This window comes from Bacillus sp. PS217, from assembly GCF_037963535.1.
GTDB lineage: Bacteria > Bacillota > Bacilli > Bacillales > Bacillaceae > Bacillus > Bacillus subtilis.
In genome coordinates this window covers 3,760,565-3,784,933 of sequence record NZ_CP150157.1, presented here as the reverse complement: position 1 = coordinate 3,784,933, position 24,369 = coordinate 3,760,565, and the positions used below count along the sequence as shown (strand labels likewise).

The 24,369-nt window shown below is 45.1% G+C and carries 22 protein-coding genes and 1 pseudogene; 18 read left to right on the top strand and 5 right to left on the bottom strand.

From position 1 onward, the window contains the following. Positions 1 to 70: 70 nt before the first annotated feature. The 3 genes and pseudogenes from cls (NSQ83_RS19635) to NSQ83_RS19625 all read left to right on the top strand — a co-directional run bounded on the left by cls (NSQ83_RS19635) (position 71) and on the right by NSQ83_RS19625 (position 3,922). Positions 71 to 1,573 carry a cardiolipin synthase gene (gene cls / locus NSQ83_RS19635; protein ID WP_003242612.1) on the top strand — a complete coding sequence of 501 codons (1,503 nt, stop codon included), beginning with the start codon at positions 71 to 73 and terminating at the stop codon, positions 1,571 to 1,573. A gap of 88 nt (positions 1,574 to 1,661) precedes the next feature. Beyond that, complete coding sequence (locus tag NSQ83_RS19630; protein WP_042975468.1) at positions 1,662 to 3,389, top strand: ABC transporter ATP-binding protein; 1,728 nt, start codon at positions 1,662 to 1,664, stop codon at positions 3,387 to 3,389. 9 nt (positions 3,390 to 3,398) lie between these two features. Next, positions 3,399 to 3,922, top strand: a pseudogene (locus NSQ83_RS19625) (dihydrofolate reductase family protein). A gap of 41 nt (positions 3,923 to 3,963) precedes the next feature. Here the strand turns inward: NSQ83_RS19625 and NSQ83_RS19620 are convergent. The 3 genes from NSQ83_RS19620 to cls (NSQ83_RS19610) all read right to left on the bottom strand — a co-directional run bounded on the left by NSQ83_RS19620 (position 3,964) and on the right by cls (NSQ83_RS19610) (position 6,488). After that, the gene (locus NSQ83_RS19620) at positions 3,964 to 4,236 is read right to left on the bottom strand and encodes a hypothetical protein (protein WP_003227597.1); all 273 of its coding nucleotides are present in this window, start codon (positions 4,234 to 4,236) and stop codon (positions 3,964 to 3,966) included. A gap of 80 nt (positions 4,237 to 4,316) precedes the next feature. After that, positions 4,317 to 5,279, bottom strand: a complete 963-nt coding sequence (gene uvsE / locus NSQ83_RS19615; protein ID WP_198878429.1) for a UV DNA damage repair endonuclease UvsE — start codon at positions 5,277 to 5,279, stop codon at positions 4,317 to 4,319. 12 nt (positions 5,280 to 5,291) lie between these two features. After that, positions 5,292 to 6,488 (bottom strand): cardiolipin synthase, encoded by a 1,197-nt coding sequence (gene cls / locus NSQ83_RS19610; protein WP_339238775.1) that lies wholly within the window; start codon positions 6,486 to 6,488, stop codon positions 5,292 to 5,294. A 154-nt stretch (positions 6,489 to 6,642) separates the two neighbouring features. On the opposite strand from cls (NSQ83_RS19610), the gene NSQ83_RS19605 reads away from it, so the two are divergent. From NSQ83_RS19605 to pyrG, 4 genes are all read left to right on the top strand, one after another. Next, positions 6,643 to 8,760, top strand: coding sequence for a heterodisulfide reductase-related iron-sulfur binding cluster (locus NSQ83_RS19605; protein ID WP_029318706.1), 2,118 nt, complete (start codon positions 6,643 to 6,645; stop codon positions 8,758 to 8,760). After that, positions 8,757 to 9,896, top strand: a complete 1,140-nt coding sequence (gene acdA / locus NSQ83_RS19600; RefSeq protein ID WP_217024053.1) for an acyl-CoA dehydrogenase AcdA — start codon at positions 8,757 to 8,759, stop codon at positions 9,894 to 9,896. The genes NSQ83_RS19605 and acdA overlap by 4 nt, the downstream gene beginning before the upstream one ends. 182 nt (positions 9,897 to 10,078) lie before the next feature. Then, on the top strand, positions 10,079 to 10,600 hold the full coding sequence (rpoE, locus tag NSQ83_RS19595; protein WP_003243661.1) for a DNA-directed RNA polymerase subunit delta: 522 nt from the start codon (positions 10,079 to 10,081) through the stop codon (positions 10,598 to 10,600). A gap of 241 nt (positions 10,601 to 10,841) precedes the next feature. Beyond that, positions 10,842 to 12,449 (top strand): CTP synthase (glutamine hydrolyzing), encoded by a 1,608-nt coding sequence (pyrG, locus tag NSQ83_RS19590; RefSeq protein WP_217024055.1) that lies wholly within the window; start codon positions 10,842 to 10,844, stop codon positions 12,447 to 12,449. Positions 12,450 to 12,530: 81 nt separating this feature from the next. Here pyrG and NSQ83_RS19585 read toward each other — a convergent pair whose 3' ends face one another. Then, the gene (locus tag NSQ83_RS19585) at positions 12,531 to 13,052 is read right to left on the bottom strand and encodes a DUF2529 domain-containing protein (RefSeq protein ID WP_181217509.1); all 522 of its coding nucleotides are present in this window, start codon (positions 13,050 to 13,052) and stop codon (positions 12,531 to 12,533) included. Positions 13,053 to 13,217: 165 nt separating this feature from the next. On the opposite strand from NSQ83_RS19585, the gene spo0F reads away from it, so the two are divergent. The 11 genes from spo0F to NSQ83_RS19530 all read left to right on the top strand — a co-directional run bounded on the left by spo0F (position 13,218) and on the right by NSQ83_RS19530 (position 23,765). Then, positions 13,218 to 13,592 (top strand): sporulation initiation phosphotransferase Spo0F, encoded by a 375-nt coding sequence (gene spo0F, locus NSQ83_RS19580; protein WP_003227621.1) that lies wholly within the window; start codon positions 13,218 to 13,220, stop codon positions 13,590 to 13,592. Between the two features lie 180 nt (positions 13,593 to 13,772). Continuing rightward, on the top strand, positions 13,773 to 14,630 hold the full coding sequence (locus NSQ83_RS19575; RefSeq protein WP_003243339.1) for a class II fructose-bisphosphate aldolase: 858 nt from the start codon (positions 13,773 to 13,775) through the stop codon (positions 14,628 to 14,630). A 119-nt stretch (positions 14,631 to 14,749) separates the two neighbouring features. Further along, positions 14,750 to 15,388 carry a fructose-6-phosphate aldolase gene (fsa, locus tag NSQ83_RS19570; protein WP_003227626.1) on the top strand — a complete coding sequence of 213 codons (639 nt, stop codon included), beginning with the start codon at positions 14,750 to 14,752 and terminating at the stop codon, positions 15,386 to 15,388. Between the two features lie 378 nt (positions 15,389 to 15,766). Continuing rightward, positions 15,767 to 17,056 carry a UDP-N-acetylglucosamine 1-carboxyvinyltransferase gene (locus NSQ83_RS19565; RefSeq protein ID WP_003227628.1) on the top strand — a complete coding sequence of 430 codons (1,290 nt, stop codon included), beginning with the start codon at positions 15,767 to 15,769 and terminating at the stop codon, positions 17,054 to 17,056. Between the two features lie 30 nt (positions 17,057 to 17,086). After that, the gene (gene glpX, locus NSQ83_RS19560; RefSeq protein WP_003242962.1) at positions 17,087 to 18,052 is read left to right on the top strand and encodes a class II fructose-bisphosphatase; all 966 of its coding nucleotides are present in this window, start codon (positions 17,087 to 17,089) and stop codon (positions 18,050 to 18,052) included. Positions 18,053 to 18,266: 214 nt separating this feature from the next. Beyond that, a complete protein-coding gene (locus NSQ83_RS19555; protein ID WP_003227632.1) occupies positions 18,267 to 18,428 on the top strand; it encodes a hypothetical protein in 162 nt (53 codons plus the stop codon). Between the two features lie 30 nt (positions 18,429 to 18,458). Then, positions 18,459 to 19,742, top strand: coding sequence for a transcription termination factor Rho (rho, locus tag NSQ83_RS19550; protein WP_003221939.1), 1,284 nt, complete (start codon positions 18,459 to 18,461; stop codon positions 19,740 to 19,742). Positions 19,743 to 19,860: 118 nt separating this feature from the next. After that, positions 19,861 to 20,061, top strand: a complete 201-nt coding sequence (gene rpmE / locus NSQ83_RS19545) for a 50S ribosomal protein L31 (RefSeq protein WP_003151132.1) — start codon at positions 19,861 to 19,863, stop codon at positions 20,059 to 20,061. Between the two features lie 88 nt (positions 20,062 to 20,149). Continuing rightward, positions 20,150 to 20,737, top strand: a complete 588-nt coding sequence (locus tag NSQ83_RS19540; protein ID WP_003243018.1) for a thymidine kinase — start codon at positions 20,150 to 20,152, stop codon at positions 20,735 to 20,737. 289 nt (positions 20,738 to 21,026) lie between these two features. Next, positions 21,027 to 22,724, top strand: a complete 1,698-nt coding sequence (gene malS, locus NSQ83_RS19535; protein ID WP_003244309.1) for an oxaloacetate-decarboxylating malate dehydrogenase — start codon at positions 21,027 to 21,029, stop codon at positions 22,722 to 22,724. 81 nt (positions 22,725 to 22,805) lie between these two features. Then, entirely contained in the window at positions 22,806 to 23,765 is a 960-nt protein-coding gene (locus NSQ83_RS19530) for an AEC family transporter (RefSeq protein WP_003242497.1), read from the top strand. 34 nt (positions 23,766 to 23,799) lie between these two features. On the opposite strand, the gene racA is transcribed toward NSQ83_RS19530, so the two are convergent. Next, positions 23,800 to 24,354, bottom strand: a complete 555-nt coding sequence (racA, locus tag NSQ83_RS19525; protein WP_015251007.1) for a chromosome-anchoring protein RacA — start codon at positions 24,352 to 24,354, stop codon at positions 23,800 to 23,802. Positions 24,355 to 24,369 lie beyond the last annotated feature (15 nt).

The following is a 24,369-nucleotide window of genomic DNA, read 5'->3' as shown; positions in this document are numbered from 1 at the left end:
CTTACAAGGTTTATCGATTAGAAAAAAGAGGTAATACAGAGGTAATTGAATCAGATTGGAGAGAATCAGGATGCTGAAAAGGAGACTGGAATTTTTCTTTTTATATATGATGCTCATCGGGGCATATGTCATTTGGTTTTTTCCGGTTTCCAGGCTTGAGTTTTACGGAGGATTGCTTTGCTATATAAGCATTATTTTGTTCAGCATCTATTCATTAATTCTTGAAAACCGCACCTCGCAGCACACGCTGCTATGGATCCATATTCTTGTCTTTTTTCCAATCGTCGGCTACGTGTTTTATCTGTTTTCGGGACAGCTTTATGTAAAGGGAAAGCTGTTTAAGACAAAACGAATGTACAACAGGGAAAAGCTCAGGAAGCTGTTTGACAAGGAGGAAACGCCCGAAGTGACAGGGTTGAAGGACAATCAAGAGAGGTTCTTTACATATTCCATCAGGGCTGCCCATATGAATATCAATACGAAAAGCAACATCAAAGTGCTGAAAAACGGCGAAGAAACCTTCCCGGACATTTTCAAAGCAATGAGAAAAGCGGAATCTTACATACATATTGAATACTACATGTTTAAATCAGACATGCTCGGACGCGGCATGATGGATATTATGATGGAGAAAGCGCGCCAGGGTGTCGAGGTGAGGTTTTTATACGATGCGGCAGGAAGCATGAAGCTAGCAAGAAGAGATATTATGAGAATGAAACAAGCGGGGGTGGACATCGTCCCGTTTTCTCCGCTGAAATACGGGTTTTTCAACCAGAAGCTGAATTTCAGAAATCACCGGAAAATCGTGATCATCGATGGGAAAACCGGTTTTGTGGGTGGATTAAATGTTGGGAAGGAATATATCAGCAGAGATCCGTACATCGGATTTTGGAGAGATACACACCTGCGGCTTGAGGGGGAAATTGTGCAAACGCTCCACGCTATCTTTATGCTGGATTGGGAATACGTCTCCAATGAAGTGTTAATTGATCAAGAGGAGTACAATACCCCGGTTCCCGTGGAAGGAGGAGGCATTTATCAAATTGTCGCGACAGGCCCTGACATGAAGGAAAGCATGAGCGATCTTTATTATGAAATGATTTCTTCAGCGCAGAAATCAATATGGATCGCCACGCCCTATTTTGTCCCCAATGAATCCATTCGCACGGCGCTAAAAGCAGCGGCGACAAAGGGGGTAGAGGTAAGGGTTATGGTGCCGGAGAAGAACGACAGCTTTTTGACCCAATACGCGTCGAGGTCCTATTTCCCGGAGCTGCTCCTTGAGGGCATTGAAGTGTACTCCTACCAAAAAGGCTTCATGCATCAAAAAGTCATGATCATTGATGGCGATCTCGCCTCCGTCGGTACCGCGAATATGGACATGCGCAGCTTTCAGCTCAACTTTGAAGTGAATGTGTTCTTCACGGATGCCGAAGCGATCCGAACCCTTGAGGCCCATTTTGAAGAAGATATGCAGGAAAGTGAAAAGCTCAGCCCTGTCGGCTTTTATAAAAGAGGCGTGGCTGACCGGACAAAAGAGTCATTTGCCCGCCTGTTTTCAGGTGTTCTGTAAGAAAAAAGAAATCTGATCTTTCAAAACAGCCCGTGTATAGTATAATTGAGAAATATTATCAGTTATTTATACATTGGGGGAAGATAGGGTGCTGCGGCAATTTTTTTCATATTATAAACCATATAAAACGTTGTTCTTTCTCGACTTTTTCTCAGCGATCGCGGGAGGTTTAATGGAGCTGAGTTTTCCTTTGATCGTCAATTATTTTATTGATACCTTGCTGCCGGGCAGGGACTGGGGACTGATCATCGCGACCTCAATCGGGTTATTTGCGGTGTACGCGCTCAGCTCGGCTCTTCAGTATATCGTGACCTACTGGGGACACATGCTTGGTATCAATATTGAGACTGATATGAGAAAGTCGCTTTTTGACCATTTGCAAAAGCTCTCGTTCAAATTTTACGACAACAACAAGACGGGAACGCTGATGTCGAAGCTCACGAACGATTTAATGTATATCGGTGAAGTCGCCCATCACGGTCCGGAAGACTTATTCATTGCGGTCATGACCATTCTCGGGGCGTTCGGAGTGATGCTGTTTATTAACTGGCAGCTTGCTTTATTAACGTTTATCATTATGCCGATCGTCATTTGGCTAGCACTTTATTTCAACAAAAAAATGACCAAAGCATTTACCACGCTGAACAAGGATATCGGAGACTTCAGCGCGCGTGTAGAAAATAACATCGGCGGCATCCGGCTTGTGCAGGCGTTCGGAAATGAAGCATTTGAAAAAGAACGCTTCGCCGTCAACAACCAGCGTTTTCGTGTCACAAAGCTTTCTTCCTACAAAATCATGGCAAAAAACGGTTCAATCAGCTATATGCTGACCCGGTTTGTCACGCTGTTTGTCCTTTTGTGCGGGACGTGGTTTGTCATTCGCGGCTCCTTATCGTACGGGGAATTTGTGGCGTTTGTGCTCCTGACGAATGTGCTGTTCAGGCCTATTGACAAAATTAATGCCATTATCGAAATGTATCCGAGGGGGATCGCGGGTTTCAAAAGCTATATGGAGCTCATGGAGACAGAGCCGGATATTCAGGACTCGCCTGATGCGAAAGATGTTTCCGGCCTGAAGGGCAATATCCGCTATAAACATGTTTCGTTTGGCTATGATGGCCATCACAATGTCCTCAATGACATCAACCTATCCATTCAAGCGGGGGAAACGGTGGCGTTCGTTGGTCCATCAGGTGCGGGGAAATCAACGCTTTGCAGTCTGCTTCCGCGTTTTTATGAAGCGTCGGAGGGCGACATTACGATTGACGGCATCAGTATAAAAGACATGACGCTTTCTTCGTTGCGCGGGCAGATTGGCGTCGTGCAGCAGGATGTTTTCTTATTCTCGGGCACGCTTAGAGAAAATATCGCCTACGGCCGATTAGGCGCATCAGAAGAAGACATTTGGCAAGCTGTGAAGCAGGCGCATCTGGAAGAGCTCGTCCATAACATGCCCGATGGATTGGATACTATGATTGGCGAACGCGGCGTGAAGCTTTCCGGCGGGCAAAAACAGCGTCTGTCAATTGCAAGGATGTTCTTGAAAAATCCGTCGATCTTGATTCTCGACGAAGCCACCTCAGCCCTTGATACAGAGACGGAAGCGGCGATCCAAAAGGCGCTTCAAGAGTTGTCTGAGGGGCGCACGACGCTTGTCATCGCCCACAGGCTGGCAACGATCAAAGACGCGGACAGAATTGTAGTCGTCACAAACAACGGTATTGAAGAACAAGGCCGTCATCAAGACCTGATCGAAGCCGGAGGCCTATACAGCAGGCTGCATCAAGCGCAATTCGGGCAAATGGTGCATCGATAGGAGGAGAACATGGAAAGAAAAACTGTGCTGTACATTGCTGTTTCATTGGACGGGATGATCGCAAAAGAAGATGGAAGCATCGATTGGCTGGATGAATTTGAAGGTGAAGGTGACAACGGCTACAGTGATTTTTATCAGACTGTTGATACAGTCATTTTAGGGCGGAGCACATATGAGCACGTTAAAGTGCTAACACCGGTTTTCCCGTATCAGGATAAAACCTGCTATGTTTTTACAGGATCGCCCGACAGTTATCAAGATGAACATGTGACGTTTATCAATGAGGGAGCCAGAGCCTTCACTGCCCGTTTGAAACAGGAAAAAGGCCCAAACATCTGGATAGCTGGCGGGGCAGAGCTGGTGAATGCCTTTATGAAAGAAGATGCCATCGACGAATTCATCATCACTGTTTTCCCGTCGTTTTAGGAAGCGGCATCCCGCTGTTTCACGAACTAACAAATGAAACAAAACTGCGGTTAAATGGGACAAAACAATTTGGACAAGCGGTTCAGCTCCATTATGTAAGAGCATAAGAAAAAGGATAGACAGATGTCTATCCTTTTTTGTATGTAAGTTAGAGCGCTTCTCTCTCAGCAGGCTCGATGAGATTTTGGAATTTTTCAATGAGCTGTGATGCTTTTGTTCCTTCAACTACGATTAGATATTCCTTTTCATTATGAGCCATGCGGAACGTTTCAAGCTCAATTAAGCTTTTGATTTTGCACATCGTTTTCTTTGAATAAATATAAACCTCGTGGCTTCCGGAATGGCACATTTTATAAAGATGAATCAAATTTCTTAAAGTAAAGGCCTGTGCGGCTACTTTCAGAGACTTGATATTTTTCATGATCTTTCTCCTCCATCGATTGTTGTCTTATATAGCCTAAGTTCCCAAAGCTGACAAGTCGTAAACCTATTTTTGCACATTTATGACTTCCATTGCAGCGCACCGCCCCCGATGCGTTTGACACCGCGGATGGAGCTTAATTCATCCATCAAGCGGAGAAGCGCCTTGTCTTTCTGCTTTGCTTCAATCATGAAATCAATATTCGTTCCCCATTGCCTAAAGCGTTCCAACAGCGGCAGCAAAAAGTTGGCGTCAACATAATCGGCATGGCTGCGTATCGCTTGCTCCGATTTTGGGGAAGACAAGTGAACCTTTGGCTGAAGGCCGATCCGCTCCCACGTTTTGATCATGCGGGGCAGTGCTACATTCAGGTCGGCGTGATCGTCTGGATTGGCGTAAAAATGATGAAAGTCAAAGACAAACGGAACATCCTCCTGCTCACAGACCTGAAGCGTTTCTTCTGTTGTATATGTTTTATCATCATTTTCAAGTGTCATCCGCTCTTTGATCTCCTGCGGCAGCTGTTTTATATTTTGATGAAATTGTGCAGTGGCGGTGTCTTTATTTCCGTAAGCGCCGCCAATATGAATGTTGATAACGGAGCGATCAGCAATGCCCATGGCCTCAAGCATGCGGTAGTGATACGCCATATCGGTTACCGCATTTTTTGTGACGGATTCCTTCGGGCTCGTAAACAGAGTGAATTGATTTGGATGAAAGCTTGTTCGCAGTTGATGTGTTTTAACAAGCTCTCCAATCTCCCGAAACTCTTTTTGAAACGGTGTTACAAAATCCCACATCACGTCGGGATACGTAGCCAGCGGCACAATCGAACTGGAAAAACGGTACAAAGGAATGCCGTGGCCGATGATATAGTGAAGGGTTCTCATCGTATTACGCAAATTGGCTTTTGTCACAGTCAGAAGCGCTTCTTTTCTTTCAGTCTTTGAAAGCTTTGAATACCGCGCGAATGTCAATGTTTTAGCGGGAGACGCATCCCAAAGGCTCATCGCATTTGAAACGAACCCGAATCTGAAAATCATAGGAACTCTCCTTTATAAGAAATAAGATAATGCCCTGCCGAGCCATTCCGCCGGGCGCTGCCTGAATGTGCGCTTGCTGAAATCCTCCATCGTCAGCAGCTCCGACTTTTTCATATCCTCCTCAATCGTGGCATAGACTTCACTTGTAAACGCTTCGTCATCAATTTCAACATTCACCTCTTCATTTAAGAACAGGCTTCGTTTATCGAAGTTGGCTGTTCCGATAATGCTGAGATGGTCGTCTATGATGAGGGCTTTTACATGATAAAACCCTTGATAATAACGATAAATAAGGCAGCCGGCATCCAAGAGCTCCGAATAATACGTAAAAGCTGCTTCTCGTACCAGCGGATGGTCTGATTTCATCGGTACAATGATTCTCACGGATACGCCGTTTTTTCTTGCGTTAATAAGGGCCTCTTGAAGCGGTTTTGATGGAATGTAATAAGGCGTGCAAACCGTAAGGCGATTCTTCGCTTGGGCAATGTTGGCCAAGTATATGTTTTCAAGGGAATAACCATCGGTCGCATATATCTTGTGAGAAATAGTCCCTTGCTGAAGCTTTGGCCAAACATCCGAACCCAGAACGATTCCGGTATTACGTTTTAGATCAGAAGCAAAAAGCGTTTGAAGATCATGTACGCCTTCTCCGATCATGCGCAGATGATAATCCTCCCAATTGCCGAACTTCGCTTTCTTTCCAAGATATTCTTCGGCGATATTAAACCCGCCGATATAACCGATTTTTCCGTCTATCACCGTAATCTTCCGGTGATTCCGTTTTTGCATGTGAAAAAAGAAAAAAGGAAAACGGGGACGATTCATCACATGGACATGGACGCCGGCATTTTTCATCGTCTGCAGCGCCGTTTTTTTAATTGCCCGGCAGCCCGCCCAATCCAGAAGCAAATAAACGGAGACGCCAGCTTGGGCTTTTGTTTTCAGCAAGGTATACATATTGTGGCTGACCTCATCATTTTTCATAATAAAAAACATCATGTGAACAGAAGAGGCGGCCTGGCGAATATCATTCATCATCCGCTCAACGAGATCAGCGCCGCAGTGGATCAATTCGATGTCACTCTTCTTTTTTGAAAAAATAGGCTCGTACGCCTTTTTTCTGTATCCGGCACGGCCCATGAAGATATCAAGCAGAATCAAGGCAAAGAAAATAACGACAATGATCATAATCACGATAAATACCTTCATACCGGCACTCCTTTCCGTAGTAAAGGTAGTGTGCCCGAACAGCAGGAATTTAATTATTGACTGAACACTCATTCATTATTTATCATAAAGATAATCTTATACAGATTCGGGGGTAGGGGATCGCGGTCTTTATCAGTAAAAAGGGGGAATTGGAATGAGCGGCTTTCTCATCGCAAATGCATTATTATTTCTGATTGTAACCGCTTACGCTGTCTATTTGTTTGTGTACTTGGTCAAAACGAGACTGGCCTACATCAAGCTCGGCCAGAAAGAACAATTTGATCAACGGTTCAAGGAACGGCTTCACGCCATATGGGTGAATGTATTCGGACAGAAAAAACTGCTCAAGGACAAGAAAAGCGGAATCATTCACGTCATGTTTTTCTACGGATTTATATTGGTTCAGTTCGGAGCAATTGACTTTATCATCAAAGGACTGGCTCCCGGCCGGAATCTGCCGCTTGGCCCGGTCTATCCCGCCTTCACCTTTTTTCAGGAAATTGTTACGTTTCTCATTTTAATTGCTGTTGGGTGGGCATTCTACAGACGTTATATCGAAAAGCTCGTGAGGCTGAAACGCGGTTTCAAAGCCGGACTCGTTCTCATTTTTATCGGAGGATTAATGCTGACCGTTCTGCTTGGGAACGGGATGAATCTGATTTGGCATGAGCATGGGCTTTCTTGGAGCGAGCCAATTGCCTCAGGTATTGCGTTTATGCTTAGCGGTGTCGGGAAAACAGGCGCGGCGGTGATTTTCTATATCGCATGGTGGATCCATCTCCTATTTTTGCTTAGCTTTTTAGTGTACGTGCCTCAGTCGAAGCATGCCCATTTAATCGCCGGCCCGGCAAACGTCTTTTTCAATCGAATGGAATCTGCCGGAAAACTTGAAAAAATTGATTTTACCGACGAAACGAAAGAAAGCTACGGAGCGGGAAAAATTGAGGATTTCAGACAGTCTCAGCTGCTTGATCTATACGCGTGTGTCGAGTGCGGCCGCTGTACCAATATGTGTCCTGCAACAGGCACCGGAAAAATGCTGTCTCCGATGGACTTGATTTTGCGTCTCAGAGACCATCTCACGGAAAAAGGCGCTGCCGTCACCTCGCGCTCCCCATGGGTGCCCGCAGCAGCGTTTCGGCATACGAGAGGCAATCAGCTGGCTGCGGCGTCAGCGGGCAGCGGATCGCAGGAAGCCGCAGCGGCGCTTGATTACAATCCAAGCTTGATCGGCGACGTCATCACAGAGGAAGAAATTTGGGCATGCACCACTTGCCGGAACTGTGAGGATCAATGCCCGGTCATGAATGAGCACGTGGATAAAATCATCGATCTCCGCCGCTACCTCGTACTGACAGAAGGAAAAATGGACAGTGACGCCCAGCGCGCAATGACAAGTATTGAGCGGCAGGGGAATCCGTGGGGACTCAACCGCAAGGAACGTGAAAATTGGCGTGACGAGGCGCCGGATGCTGAGATTCCGACTGTAAAAGAAATGAAAAAAGAAGGAAAAGAATTTGAGTACCTTTTCTGGGTAGGCTCCATGGGGTCTTACGACAACAGAAGCCAGAAAATCGCAATTTCCTTTGCCAAGCTGCTCAATCACGCGGGCGTGTCCTTCGCGATCCTCGGCAATAAAGAAAAAAATTCAGGAGACACGCCGCGCCGCCTCGGAAATGAATTTTTGTTCCAAGAGCTGGCTGAGAAGAATATTTCTGAATTTGAAAAAAATGATGTCAAAAAAATCGTTACGATCGATCCCCATGCATACAATTTATTTAAAAATGAATATCCGGATTTCGGATTTGAAGGCGAGGTTTATCATCATACAGAAGTGCTGGCCGAGCTTGTGAAAAACGGAAAATTAAAGCCGCAGCACCCGCTTCATGAGACGATTACCTTCCATGATTCGTGCTATTTGGGCCGGTACAATGAAGTCTATGATCCGCCGAGAGAGATTTTGAAAGCCATTCCGGGCGTGCAGCTTGTTGAAATGGAGAGAAACCGGGAAACCGGCATGTGCTGTGGAGCTGGCGGGGGATTAATGTGGATGGAGGAAGAAACAGGCAACAGGATTAACGTCGCCAGGACAGAGCAAGCGCTCGCAGTCAACCCATCGGTGATCAGTTCCGGCTGTCCGTACTGTCTCACAATGCTTGGGGACGGCACAAAGGCGAAGGAAGCCGAAGACCAAGTCAAAACGTACGACGTCGTCGAGCTTCTGGCTCAATCCGTTTTAGGCGCTGATCTGAAAATGGGGGAGAAGCAATGAATTTTTCATTATCAGAAGAACATGAGATGATACGAAAATTGGTGCGCGATTTTGCGAAGCATGAGGTGGCCCCGACAGCGGCAGAACGGGACGAACAAGAACGCTTCGATCGCGAGCTGTTTCGGGAAATGGCAAATCTGGGGCTGACGGGAATTCCATGGCCTGAAGATTACGGCGGAATCGGAAGTGACTATTTGGCCTACGTCATCGCGGTGGAGGAGCTGTCAAAAGTGTGCGCATCCACCGGTGTGACGCTTTCCGCCCATATCTCTCTTTGCAGCTGGCCGCTGTTTGCCTTTGGGACGGAGGAGCAGAAGACAGAGTACTTAACACAGCTGGCCCTCGGAGAGAAAATCGGCGCATTCGCATTGACCGAAGCACGGTCTGGTTCTGACGCCGGCAGCATGAAAACAACTGCTGAACGAATCGGCGATGACTATGTATTAAATGGTTCCAAAGTGTTTATCACAAACGGCGGCGTTGCTGATATTTACATTGTTTTTGCCGTCACCGATCCCGAGAAAAAGAAAAAAGGCATTACCGCTTTTATAGTAGAAAAGGATTTTGAAGGATTTTTTACAGGCAAGAAAGAAAAGAAGCTGGGCATCCGTTCTTCACCGACAACGGAAATCATGTTCGAAGATTGTGTAGTGCCCGCATCAAAGCGTCTCGGACAAGAAGGAGAAGGCTTCAAAATCGCGATGAAGACGCTTGACGGAGGCAGAAACGGCATAGCTGCACAAGCCGTAGGCATCGCCCAAGGAGCGCTTGATGCGGCGCTTCAATATGCAAAAGAGCGAAAGCAATTCGGAAAATCGATCGGCGAGCAGCAGGGCATCGCTTTTAAACTCGCGGATATGGCGACAATGATAGAAGCTTCAAGGCTATTGACCTATCAGGCTGCGTGGTTAGAATCATCGGGCCTTCCATATGGAAAAGCTTCCGCCATGTCCAAACTGATGGCTGGGGATACGGCGATGAAGGTAACGACCGAAGCCGTGCAGATTTTCGGCGGCTACGGCTATACAAAAGATTATCCGGTAGAACGCTATATGCGTGATGCAAAAATCACGCAAATCTATGAAGGCACTCAAGAAATTCAAAGACTGGTCATCTCCAGAATGCTCGCGGATTAACGGAAAACATCTCTCAGTCGGATCACTCTTGTAAAATTATTTAAATTAACGCTGTTAAGGGTAGCATATTCTGTTTTATTTTGTTTATAATGAGAGGTATGGTTTGTATAAGAACGATACAAAATCGCTTTCATTATTGATAAAACAGATACATATAAGTAATAGAAAGGGAGTGTCCGACCTTGGGTATCAAACAATATTCACAGGAAGAGCTAAAGGAAATGGCTTTAGTTGAAATCGCTCACGAATTATTTGAAGAACATAAAAAACCAGTTCCTTTTCAGGAGCTTTTAAATGAAATCGCATCTTTGCTCGGCGTGAAAAAAGAAGAGCTTGGAGACCGCATTGCTCAATTTTATACAGATTTAAACATTGACGGCCGCTTCCTGGCGCTTTCTGACCAGACGTGGGGGCTTCGCAGCTGGTATCCGTATGATCAGCTTGATGAAGAAACTCAGCCGACAGTCAAGGCGAAAAAGAAAAAAGCGAAGAAAGCAGTCGAAGAAGATCTTGATCTTGACGAGTTTGAAGAGATCGACGAAGACGACCTTGATTTGGATGAAGTTGAGGAAGAACTCGATCTTGAAGCCGACGATTTTGACGAAGAAGATCTTGATGAAGACGACGATGATCTTGAGATCGAAGAAGATATTATTGATGAAGATGATGAAGACTATGATGATGAAGAAGAGGAAATTAAATAGTATCAGATTTCATCTTCAAAACGATCTTGACTTTCATAGTCGAACTAGGTAGTATGTATTTTGGGCTCTTCAAAAACGAAGAGAGAACATAGTACGTTATGCTCCCTTTCAAGAAATTGAAAGGGAGCTTTCTTATTTTCACCCCTCATTTTTCTTATAAATCATTTAAAAGGCTAAATGATTTTTTATAAAATAGTACATTTTAAAAATGTAGCTAAGAGCGAAGAGAGGAGCAAACGAAATGACGAAATATATTTTTGTAACCGGGGGAGTTGTATCCTCACTTGGAAAGGGTATTGTAGCAGCTTCATTAGGGCGTTTGCTGAAAAACCGCGGACTGAACGTGACGATTCAAAAATTCGATCCATACATCAACGTTGACCCGGGAACAATGAGCCCGTACCAGCACGGTGAAGTATTCGTAACGGATGACGGCGCTGAAACAGACTTGGACCTTGGTCACTATGAGCGTTTTATCGACATTAACCTGAATAAATTCAGCAACGTGACAACAGGTAAAATCTATTCAACAGTTCTTAAAAAAGAACGCCGCGGAGATTACCTTGGCGGAACCGTACAGGTCATTCCGCACATCACAAACGAATTGAAAGACCGTGTTTACCGCGCAGGGAAAGAGACAAACGCAGATGTTGTCATTACAGAAATCGGCGGTACTGTCGGAGACATCGAATCACTGCCATTCCTTGAAGCGATCCGCCAAATGAAGAGCGACATCGGCCGTGAAAACGTAATGTACATCCACTGTACGCTCGTACCTTACATTAAAGCTGCTGGCGAATTAAAAACAAAACCGACACAGCACAGCGTAAAAGAATTGCGCAGCTTGGGCATTCAACCAAACATCATCGTCGTTCGTACAGAAATGCCGATTTCTCAAGATATGAAAGATAAAATCGCGCTATTCTGCGACATCGATACAAAAGCGGTTATTGAATGTGAAGATGCGGACAACCTTTACTCCATTCCGCTGGAGCTTCAAAAACAAGGGCTTGATAAGCTTGTTTGCGAGCACATGAAATTGGCATGCAAAGAAGCGGAAATGTCCGAGTGGAAAGAGCTTGTTAACAAAGTCAGCAACCTGTCTCAAACGATTACAATCGGCCTTGTCGGCAAATACGTTGAGCTTCCTGACGCATACATTTCTGTTGTCGAGTCTCTCCGCCATGCGGGCTATGCGTTTGACACAGATGTAAAAGTGAAGTGGATCAACGCGGAAGAAGTGACAGAAAACAATATCGCAGAACTCACAAGCGGAACAGACGGTATCATTGTGCCGGGCGGATTCGGAGACCGCGGTGTTGAAGGCAAAATCGTCGCGACAAAATACGCGCGCGAAAATAACATTCCGTTCTTGGGCATTTGCTTGGGCATGCAGGTGGCGTCTATTGAATACGCACGAAACGTATTGGGCTTAAAAGGCGCTCACTCAGCGGAAATTGATCCGTCAACTCAATACCCGATCATTGATCTTCTTCCTGAACAAAAGGATGTGGAGGATCTCGGGGGAACGCTTCGTCTCGGCCTTTACCCTTGTAAGCTTGAAGAAGGCACGAAAGCCTTTGAAGTGTATCAGGATGAAGTGGTGTACGAGCGCCACCGCCACCGTTATGAGTTTAACAATGAATTCAGACAGCAAATGGAAGAGCAAGGCTTCGTATTCTCAGGCACAAGCCCTGATGGACGCCTTGTTGAAATCATCGAGCTGAAAGAACACCCTTGGTTCGTGGCTTCTCAGTTCCACCCAGAGTTCAAGTCAAGACCGACAAGACCTCAGCCTCTATTCAAAGGCTTTATCGGAGCGTCTGTCGAAGCTGCAAATCAGAAGTAATAAAAAAGACTTGCCGTTTGTCAAAAGCGGGCAAGTCTTTTTTATTTGTTTCCGGCAAGTTCCAGCATGTACAATAAGATATTATGCATACTCTTGCAGAATTTCTTTTAGTGTAAACGATAAAGCGTGATAGACATACAGTGCAGTCATTAAAGAGGGAAACCCGTAACGGGTGCCTTCTTCATCAGGAACAAGCGGCATTTTTAATTTAGAATCAATATGCACATCACAATACTGTTCTATTCCCGCACTGTCTTTGGCTGCGGGCGATACGCATACGACTCCCGCACCTTTTTCATAAAGCTCTTTTGCGAGGGCCTGTTCTTCGGCTGTGCCCGTCCCTGAGCAAAACATCAGCACCCTGTCGCTTTCTGTCACTTCCTCAGCGCTTTCTGGAAAGGCTTTGACAGATGGGAAGGGTTCTTTGCTTTCGGTGGCCTCAAAAAAGACGCCCTGAAGCTCATTCGCTCCGTATAAATAAATGGAATGCCCGCTGATCACCGCTTGAGCAAGCAGCCGCGCCCCATCTTCAATCGCGTCAGATTCCTTATCCTGAATGCGGGAAAAAATACCTGTTAACTGCGTCGTGAATATTTTCAACATAAGTGAATCCTCCTTTATAACGTACAATATCAGTATACAACAAAAGAGAAAATGCTCAGAAAATGTCGTAAAGTAGACTATTATAATTAAAGGAAATAGGAAAATCAAACAGAATACATACAATACTGCTTACTTTTGACGAAAATCATAATATTGGGGTGTAAAATGATGAATGAAAAAATTTTAATCGTTGATGATCAATACGGCATTCGTATTTTGCTAAATGAAGTGTTCAATAAAGAAGGCTACCAGACGTTTCAGGCTGCGAACGGCCTGCAGGCGCTTGACATTGTGACAAAAGAACGGCCCGACCTTGTGCTTTTGGACATGAAAATTCCCGGCATGGACGGAATCGAAATCTTAAAACGGATGAAGGTCATTGACGAAAACATCCGGGTCATTATCATGACGGCATACGGAGAGCTCGACATGATCCAGGAATCGAAGGAATTGGGCGCCCTGACGCACTTTGCAAAGCCGTTTGACATCGACGAAATCAGAGACGCCGTCAAAAAATATCTGCCCCTGAAGTCTAACTGACAAAAAGAAGAAACAAATGAATCATGTCATTATGTTGCCGATTTGTCGAAAAGTTGGTATCCTAGTTATGGAGAAAAAGCGATCTGAGTATTTACATATGACAGCAATATATGGGTCATGCTAGGGTGGAAAGCTTTTTTCGCTAGAAGACAATCAGGCTACATAAGGAGGACATTCGACATGCCTTTAGTTTCTATGACGGAAATGTTGAATACAGCTAAAGAAAAAGGGTACGCTGTAGGACAATTTAACTTAAACAACCTTGAGTTTACTCAAGCGATTTTACAAGCAGCTGAAGAAGAAAAATCTCCAGTGATCCTTGGTGTTTCCGAAGGTGCGGGACGCTACATGGGCGGCTTCAAAACAGTCGTTGCTATGGTAAAAGCACTTATGGAAGAGTACAAAGTGACAGTTCCTGTTGCGATTCACTTAGACCATGGTTCAAGCTTTGAATCTTGTGCGAAAGCGATTCATGCAGGTTTCACATCTGTAATGATCGACGCTTCTCACCATCCATTTGAAGAAAACGTAGCAACAACTGCTAAAGTTGTTGAGCTTGCTCATTTCCACGGAGTATCTGTAGAAGCTGAGCTTGGAACAGTAGGCGGACAAGAAGATGACGTTATCGCTGAAGGCGTAATCTACGCTGATCCTAAAGAGTGCCAAGAGCTTGTTGAGCGCACTGGCATCGACTGCCTTGCACCTGCATTAGGTTCTGTTCACGGCCCTTACAAAGGTGAGCCAAACCTTGGCTTCAAAGAAATGGAAGAGATCGGAAAATCAACTGGTCTTCCGCTAGTTCTTCACGGCGGTACTGGAATTCCGACTGCTGACATCAAAAAATCAATTTCACTTGGTACAGCTAAAATCAACGTGAATACTGAAAACCAAATTTCTTCTGCAAAAGCTGTTCGCGAAACATTGGCAGCTAAGCCTGACGAGTACGATCCACGTAAATACCTTGGACCAGCTCGTGAAGCGATCAAAGAAACAGTTATCGGTAAAATGCGTGAATTTGGTTCTTCAAACCAAGCTTAATTCAATTGGAACTTTTTATAGCCGCCTGACAGCTTGACAGGCGGTTTTCCGTCTATCTTTAGAAAGCGCAATCATATTCGCAGTTCAGAAAATTTCTTAATCAGGGAGGCTTTTTGAAAATGTTATTCTTTGTTGATACAGCCAATATCGATGAAATTAGAGAAGCGAATGAATTAGGAATTCTCGCCGGTGTAACGACGAATCCTAGTTTAGTAGCAAAGGAAGCTAACGTATCATTCCACGACCGTCTTCGCGAGATCACAGACGTCGTGAAAGGGTCTGTAAGCGCAGAGGTTATTTCTTTGAAAGCTGAGGAAATGATCGAGGAAGGAAAAGAACTGGCGAAGATCGCTCCGAACATTACGGTGAAAATCCCAATGACGTCTGACGGTTTAAAAGCGGTAAGAGCACTTACTGACTTAGGCATCAAAACAAACGTTACATTGATCTTCAATGCCAACCAGGCGCTTCTTGCTGCCAGAGCGGGGGCAACATATGTATCTCCATTCCTGGGACGTTTAGATGACATCGGCCACAACGGGCTTGACCTGATTTCAGAAGTTAAACAGATTTTTGATATTCACGGCCTTGACACGCAAATCATTGCAGCGTCAATCCGCCATCCGCAGCACGTGACAGAAGCTGCTCTTAGAGGGGCTCATATCGGCACAATGCCGCTGAAAGTCATTCATGCGCTCACTAAACACCCGTTAACAGACAAAGGAATCGAACAATTCCTGGCAGACTGGAACAAATAATGAAAGGGGCGGCAAACAGCTTTATGCCTGTTTGCCGCGGCCTTTGTATTTCACCGACCTGATACAGCGGATCTTCAGATGCTGACGCCGCTTTACAGAGAAGGAATCATTGGGCTGCAGAAGCTGATATCGGAATGAAGGGTATGCGTACTGCTTTTGCCGGATGACGACGATGTCTCTCGAGCCGGCGGGTCTCTGTGCATCTTTTGAAACCTGTACCCCCCAAAGCTTCGCTATTTTCTTCCTGATATTTTACAATGTGTTGTATTCTTTCTCTTCGAATTGGCTAGATTTTGGACATGAGCTTTATTTGCAGAGACAGAATAAAATGACATTTTATTTAGCTCCGCAGCTATCTTCTTATGGAAGGAGACTATCATGGAAAAGTTGAATATTGCCGGCGGTGACTCGTTAAACGGTACAGTACATATCAGCGGCGCTAAAAACAGCGCTGTTGCGTTAATACCTGCAACCATTTTGGCAAATTCCGAGGTGACAATTGAAGGGCTTCCAGAGATTTCAGATATTGAAACGCTGCGTGACCTGTTAAAGGAAATCGGCGGCAACGTGCATTTTGAGAATGGGGAAATGGTTGTTGACCCTACGTCGATGATCAGCATGCCGCTTCCTAACGGGAAAGTAAAAAAGCTTCGCGCGTCATATTATTTAATGGGGGCGATGCTCGGCCGCTTCAAGCAGGCGGTCATTGGATTGCCTGGCGGCTGTCACTTAGGGCCCCGTCCGATTGATCAGCATATCAAAGGCTTTGAAGCACTCGGAGCTGAAGTAACCAATGAACAAGGCGCCATTTATTTGCGAGCTGAAAGGCTGAGAGGCGCACGGATTTATTTAGATGTCGTAAGCGTTGGGGCAACGATTAACATTATGCTCGCCGCTGTTTTGGCAGAAGGGAAAACGATCATCGAAAACGCTGCCAAGGAGCCTGAGATCATTGACGTCGCGACATTGCTTACCAGCATGGGCGCCAAAATCAAAGGTGCGGGCACCAATGTGATTCGAATCGACGGCGTGAAGGAACTGCACGGCTGCAAGCATACGATCATTCCGGACAGAATTGAGGCCGGGACATTTATGATTGCAGGGGCTGCAATGGGCAAGGAAGTCATTATCGATAACGTCATTCCCACTCATCTAGAGTCGTTAACGGCAAAGCTGAGAGAAATGGGCTATCATATCGAAACAAGCGACGACCAGCTTCTCATTGTCGGCGGGCAGAAGAACTTAAAGCCGGTTGACGTCAAAACCCTCGTATACCCGGGGTTTCCGACTGATTTACAGCAGCCGATGACGGCGCTCCTGACAAGGGCGAAAGGGACGAGTGTCGTCACAGACACCATCTACTCGGCAAGATTCAAGCACATTGATGAGCTGAGACGAATGGGTGCCAATATGAAAGTAGAAGGCAGATCTGCCATCATCACAGGTCCTGTCGAGCTTCAAGGCGCAAAAGTGAAGGCAAGTGATCTGCGTGCCGGAGCCTGCTTGGTGGTAGCCGGACTGATGGCTGATGGCGTCACGGAAATTACGGGACTGGAGCATATTGACCGCGGATACAGCAGCCTTGAGAAGAAGCTTGAGGGGCTTGGAGCGACAATTTGGCGTGAAAGAATGACTGACGAAGAAATAGAACAGCTTCAAAATTCATAATGGTTTCTTGTGAGAGGAGATCGTGTTGAAATGGAAAGAAGTTTATCAATGGAATTGGTACGTGTGACAGAAGCTGCGGCATTGGCATCAGCAAGATGGATGGGCCGGGGAAAAAAAGATGAGGCTGATGAAGCGGCAACAAGTGCAATGAGAGACGTTTTTGATACAGTGCCGATGAAAGGGACCGTTGTAATCGGTGAAGGGGAAATGGACGAAGCGCCAATGCTGTATATCGGGGAAAAACTCGGAAACGGGTACGGCCCTCGCGTTGATGTCGCAGTTGACCCTCTTGAAGGCACAAACATCTTAGCAAGCGGCGGCTGGAACGCGCTGACGGTTATCGCGGTCGCAGACCATGGCACGCTTCTGAATGCTCCTGACATGTATATGCAAAAAATCGCAGTCGGTCCGGAAGCGGTGGGCTGCATTGACATCGAAGCACCTGTCATTGACAACCTTAAAGCGGTGGCAAAAGCGAAAAACAAGGACGTTGAGGACGTCGTTGCCACAATTTTAAACCGTGAAAGACACGCAAAAATCATTTCCGAGCTTCGTGAGGCCGGCGCCAGAATCAAATTGATCAATGACGGCGATGTCGCAGGCGCCATCAACACGGCTTTCGACCACACGGGCGTTGATATCCTGTTCGGATCAGGCGGCGCTCCTGAGGGTGTGCTTTCCGCTGTTGCGCTAAAAGCACTCGGCGGAGAAATCATTGGTAAACTTCTTCCGCAAAGCGAAGAAGAAATCACTCGCTGTCACAAAATGGGCCTTGATTTAAGCAAAGTCCTTCGCATGGAAGACCTTGTGAAGGGTGATGACGCGATTTTTGCAGCTACAGGGGTTACTGACGGCGAGCTGTTAAAAGGAGTTCAATTCAAAGGCTCTGTCGGTACAACTGAAAGCTTAGTTATCCGTGCAAAATCGGGCACTGTTCGTTTCGTTGACGGCAGACACAGCTTGAAAAAGAAACCAAATCTTGTAATCCGTCCATAACAAACAGAAAAAGCGGGTGTGAGCCCGCTTTAACTTTTGCAGAAAAGCGTCAACTCTATCAATTCCGTGTCAAAACCTTATTTCAGTTGAATAATTTTTTGAAATAAGGTAAAAATAAAGAGTGCTGCGAATTTTACTGCGTAATACCTTCTTTTAAGCACTAGGAAAGTTTCAATTTCTACCGCATACAGACGATATAAGTATTGATCTTCTCATGTTTTTGTCCTCGCTTCCTTCAAAACTCATTAAGACAATCCTTTTAACAAAAGCGCCGATCATGGGTGGAAGTGTTACCGATAGAAGTTCCTTTATGTTAAAAAAAGAATGTGCTTTGGCGGATGTTGTGCAAAAGCAGCAGATGACATGTTCAGAGTAAGATATTGACTATGAAAAGCGTGGTGTTTTTATGAAAGACGTATCTATTTCCTCTTTGGAAAATATGAAATTGAAAGAGCTTTATGAACTTGCAAGACATTATAAAATCTCCTATTACAGCAAACTGACAAAAAAAGAACTCATTTTCGCCATTCTGAAAGCGAATGCAGAACAAGAAGATCTGCTGTTTATGGAAGGCGTTCTTGAGATCATCCAGTCTGAAGGTTTCGGCTTTCTGAGACCGATTAACTACTCTCCAAGCTCAGAAGACATTTACATCTCAGCTTCACAAATCCGCCGTTTCGATTTGCGGAACGGAGACAAAGTATCTGGCAAGGTTCGCCCGCCAAAAGAAAATGAGCGTTACTATGGACTTTTGCACGTTGAAGCAGTAAATGGGGATGATCCCGAATCTGCAAAAGAGCGTGTGCATTTCCCGGCTCTTACGCCACTTTACCCGGATCGTCAAATGGTGCTTGAAACAAAGCCGAACTTCTTGTCTACAAGAATTATGGACATGATGGCGCCGGTTGGATTTGGGCAGCGCGGATTGATTGTTGCGCCGCCGAAAGCCGGAAAAACGATGCTGCTGAAGGAAATTGCCAACAGCATTACAGCGAACCAGCCTGAAGCAGAGCTGATCGTGCTTTTAATTGACGAAAGACCTGAGGAAGTAACCGATATCGAGCGCTCTGTAGCTGGGGATGTCGTCAGCTCAACGTTTGATGAAGTGCCGGAAAACCATATCAAAGTGGCCGAGCTTGTGCTTGAACGTGCGATGCGTCTCGTGGAACACAAAAAAGACGTCATTATCCTGATGGACAGCATCACACGGCTTGCCCGCGCCTACAACTTAGTGATTCCGCCAAGCGGAAGAACGCTTTCCGGGGGGATTGACCCAGCGGCGTTCCACCGTCCGAAACGCTTCTTCGGGGCTGCGAGAAATATCGAAGAGGGCGGCAGCTTAACCATCCTTGCTACGGCTCTGGTCGATACAGGTTCACGTATGGATGATGTCATTTATGAAGAATTCAAGGGAACAGGCAACATGGAGCTCCATCTTGACCGCTCTCTTGCCGAGCGCCGCATCTTCCCTGCCATCGATATCCGCCGTTCAGGAACGCGCAAAGAAGAGCTGCTTGTGCCTAAAGAGCATCTTGATCGTTTATGGTCTATCCGCAAAACGATGTCTGATTCACCTGATTTCGCAGAAAAGTTCATGAGAAAAATGAAAAAAACCAAAACAAACCAGGAATTTTTCGATATTCTCAATCAAGAATGGAAACAGGCAAATCTATCATCTGCAAGAAGGTAAATTGTATTTGCAAAAGAAGTAAATCACTGATATAATTTTCTCATATGCGTTTCGGACAATGCTCCGAAATAATAACTCTGTTTCCACACGGGATTCAGGGCGGAAGGAGATGGATACAATGAAAGCAGGAATTCATCCTAATTTCAAAAAAGCAACAGTTAAATGCGCTTGCGGAAATGAATTTGAAACAGGCTCAGTAAAAGAAGAGGTACGCGTTGAGATTTGCTCTGAATGCCACCCATTCTACACTGGCCGTCAAAAATTCGCTTCTGCTGATGGTCGTGTTGATCGCTTTAACAAAAAATACGGTCTTAAGTAATAATAGATTTCTCAACAGGCAAGCAGCAGTCTTGCCTGTTTTTTATATTGTCTAAAACACAGCTGGCAGAGAGAGGGGAGCGAAGCCTATGTACATAATGAAACAAAGCGGGTGGCTTGAGCTGATTTGCGGCAGCATGTTCTCGGGGAAATCTGAAGAGCTGATCAGAAGAGTGAAGAGAGCAACTTATGCCAAGCAGGAAGTCAGGGTATTTAAGCCTGTAATTGATAACCGATACAGCGAAGCTGCTGTTGTCTCCCATAATGGAACATCGATGACGAGCTATGCCATTTCGTCTGCTGCGGACATTTGGGATCACATCAGTGAAAGTACAGATGTGGTTGCGGTTGATGAAGTGCAGTTTTTTGATCAGGAAATTGTTGAGGTTTTATCATCTCTTGCCGATAAAGGCTACCGTGTGATAGCAGCAGGCCTTGATATGGATTTTAGGGGAGAGCCGTTCGGTGTCGTCCCGAATATCATGGCGATTGCGGAAAGTGTGACAAAGCTGCAAGCCGTCTGTTCTGTTTGCGGATCACCGGCGAGCAGAACACAGCGCCTCATTGACGGCAAACCTGCTTCTTACGATGATCCGGTCATTTTGGTTGGTGCAGCTGAATCATATGAAGCAAGATGCAGACATCATCACGAAGTCCCAGGTAAATCTAAAAAATAGTCCAAAACATGGGTATAAAGATAGAATGCACCGGCTAAAAACACCGGTGTTTTTTTTATATTCTGATAATATTCAATTAAAAAATTTAAATAAGTATATTAAAAAATTAAGTAATTTTCTTCCCTTGAATTTTGATTTTGACAGGCATACAATAGCTTACGTAATGTAAATAGTTTTGAGACATTGTTCGAATAATTGTCACAAAGTCGCATAAAGATCATGATCGGTCATATTTTAGATGGGTTATTACTTAACTTGGTTAACTATTTCAAGAAAGAAGGAGATTTGCTTGAATAACATAAAAAAAACGAAAGAAGGCCACTTAGAAACAACTCTTAGAGGAAAAGAAGTTTTATCTATTCCTACTTTAAATAAAGGCGTTGCTTTTTCACTAGAAGAAAGACAAGAACTCGGCTTAGAAGGGCTTCTGCCGCCAACTGTACTTTCTCTTGATCAACAAGCACAACGCGCGTACGAGCAATTCCAAGCGCAGCCTGACCGCCTTCGTCAAAATGTTTACTTAAGTGATCTTGCAAACCGTAACGAAGTTCTTTTCTATAAATTGCTGAAAAACCATCTTCGCGAAATGCTTCCTGTTGTGTACACGCCAACAGTTGGTGAAGCGATTCAGGAATACAGCCATGAATATAGAAGACCTCAAGGAATCTACTTATCAATCGATAACATTGACGGTATTGAAAAAGCGTTTGAAAACCTTCATGCGACAGCAGGCGATATTGATCTTATTGTTGCTACTGACTCCGAAAGCATTCTCGGTATCGGTGACTGGGGTGTAGGCGGTATTAATATCGCAATCGGTAAATTGGCTGTTTACACTGCTGCAGCTGGTATTGATCCTAGCCGTGTTATCCCGGTTGTGCTTGATGTCGGTACGAACAACGAAAAACTTCTAAACGATCCTTTATATATTGGTAACAAGCATGAACGTGTTCAAGGTGAACGCTACGAAGCTTTCATTGACGCTTATGTAAAAGCTGCATTGAAATTCTTCCCTAAAGCGCTTCTTCACTGGGAAGACCTTGGCAACAAAAATGCACGCAATATCATGAAAAAATACAATCATGAAATCCTGACATTTAATGATGATATTCAAGGTACTGGCGCGATTACACTTGCAGGTGTGCTTGCTGCTATGAAGAAAACCGGCGCTTCTATTAAAGATCAGCGTGTTGTTATCTTCGGTGCTGGTTCTGCTGGTATCGGTATTGCTGACCAAATCCGTGACACAATGGTGCTAGCCGGATTATCTGAAGAAGAAGCTAACAAACGTTTCTACACACTTGATTACAGAGGCTTGCTGACTGAAGACATCGAAGGCATCCTTGATTTCCAAAAACCTTACCTTCGCAATGCGGATGAAGTGAAAGACTGGAAGCGCGATGAAAAAGGTCAAATTCCATTCGATGAAGTTGTTCGTCAAGCGAAACCAACGATCTTGATTGGTACTTCTGGGGTTTCAGGTGCATTCACAGAGGAAATTGTAAAAGAAATGGCATCTCACGTAGACCGTCCGGTTATCATGCCGATGTCTAACCCGACTCACCTTGCTGAAGCTGTTCCTGAAGATCTGTTCAAATGGACTGACGGAAAAGTGCTTATTGCAACAGGAAGCCCATTTGACAATGTAGAATACAACGGTGTTTCTTATGAAATCGGACAATCTAACAACGCATTCGCGTTCCCTGGCCTTGGACTTGGTTCAATTGTAGCTGAAGCGCGTATCATTACACCTGCTATGTTTGCTGCAACTGCTGATGCGATTGCTGAAATGGTTGATCTTGAAACACCTGGAGCAGGATTGCTTCCAAGCATTGATAAGCTTCAAGAGGTTTCTATCCAAGTTGCGATTGCCGTTGCTGAAGCAGCAATTAAAGATGGCGTGGCAAATCGTCAGCCTGAAGATGTGAAACAAGCGGTACTTGATGCAATGTGGACACCTGAATACAAAAAAGTCATCGCGAAATAATTAGCGAGTAAATTTTTCTGTCCGAGGGAAAGCTTTTTGTAAAGCTAAAGTATACGGACATAGGATTTGGAGGAGAATATTTTGAGCATCTTAGATATCTTAATCCTCCTGGCGCCGATCTTCTTTGTTATCGTGCTGGGTTGGTTTGCAGGACATTTTGGAAGTTATGATGCCAAGTCGGCAAAAGGGGTAAGTACGTTAGTAACGAAATACGCACTTCCAGCTCACTTTATCGCTGGTATTTTGACAACTTCCAGAAGTGAATTTTTATCACAAGTACCTTTAATGATTTCTTTAATTATTGGGATTGTTGGTTTCTATATCATCATTCTTTTGGTTTGCAGATTTATTTTCAAGTATGATTTAACGAACTCATCTGTATTTTCTTTGAACTCTGCACAGCCGACATTCGCATTTATGGGTATCCCGGTATTGGGAAGCTTATTCGGAGCGAATGAAGTTGCGATTCCGATCGCGGTCACAGGTATCGTGGTTAACGCGATTCTTGATCCGCTCGCGATCATTATCGCTACTGTTGGTGAGTCTTCTAAGAAAAACGAAGAGAGTGGCGACAGCTTCTGGAAGATGACAGGAAAATCAATCCTGCATGGTCTTTGTGAGCCGCTTGCAGCTGCTCCGTTAATCAGTATGATCTTAGTGCTGGTTTTCAATTTCACTCTTCCTGAGCTGGGTGTTAAAATGCTTGATCAGCTTGGAAGCACAACATCTGGTGTTGCTCTCTTTGCTGTCGGTGTTACCGTTGGTATTCGTAAAATTAAACTCAGTATGCCGGCTATCGGTATTGCGTTACTAAAAGTTGCGGTTCAGCCTGCATTAATGTTCTTGATTGCTCTTGCTATCGGACTTCCGGCTGACCAAACAACAAAAGCAATCCTTCTTGTTGCATTCCCTGGTTCTGCCGTTGCAGCCATGATTGCGACTCGTTTCGAGAAACAAGAAGAAGAAACTGCAACTGCGTTTGTGGTCAGTGCGATTCTGTCATTGATTTCACTTCCAATCATTATCGCGCTTACTGCGTAACAAAAAAAGCTCCCTTTACGGGGAGCTTTTTGCTTTAGGTTTGAAATTTGAACAGTGACAGCAGCGGTTTTTTTCTTGTTTTGGTTTTTTCAGAAGCAGCAGCAGTCTCGGGGATCGGCTGAGCGGTGAATTCTTTCATTTGTGAGGTCAGTGATTGCAGATCTGCAAGAATATCATCGATTTCTCTGCGGTGCTGAAGCAGCTGGTAAGATACACCTTCATCGGCTTTTTGTTTCAGCTGGCGTTCCAGTTCCGACATCCTTGCCATCAATTCGCTTTCGTCCTGCCTTTGCTGTAAAAGGGTGTCCAGCTTTTGTTCAAGCTGCTCGATTCTTCGTTCTGTGTCGCTACTTGTTTTTTGGACAAGGAAGCCTGTGCGCTTTTTAGCGCTTTTCGGCAGATGAATATCCTGAATCGCCGTGCCTTCAGAGATTTGTTTTTGAACGGATTTTAGAACCTTCACGTCTTCTGCCGTGAACGAATAGTGTCCGAGCTCATTGCGTTCGGCCGGAAGATTCAGCTGCTTCACCCACCGCTGCACCGTTTTTGCGGAGACGCCGAGTTCACTTGCTACCATATTTGTATTCATGATCCCATACCTCCT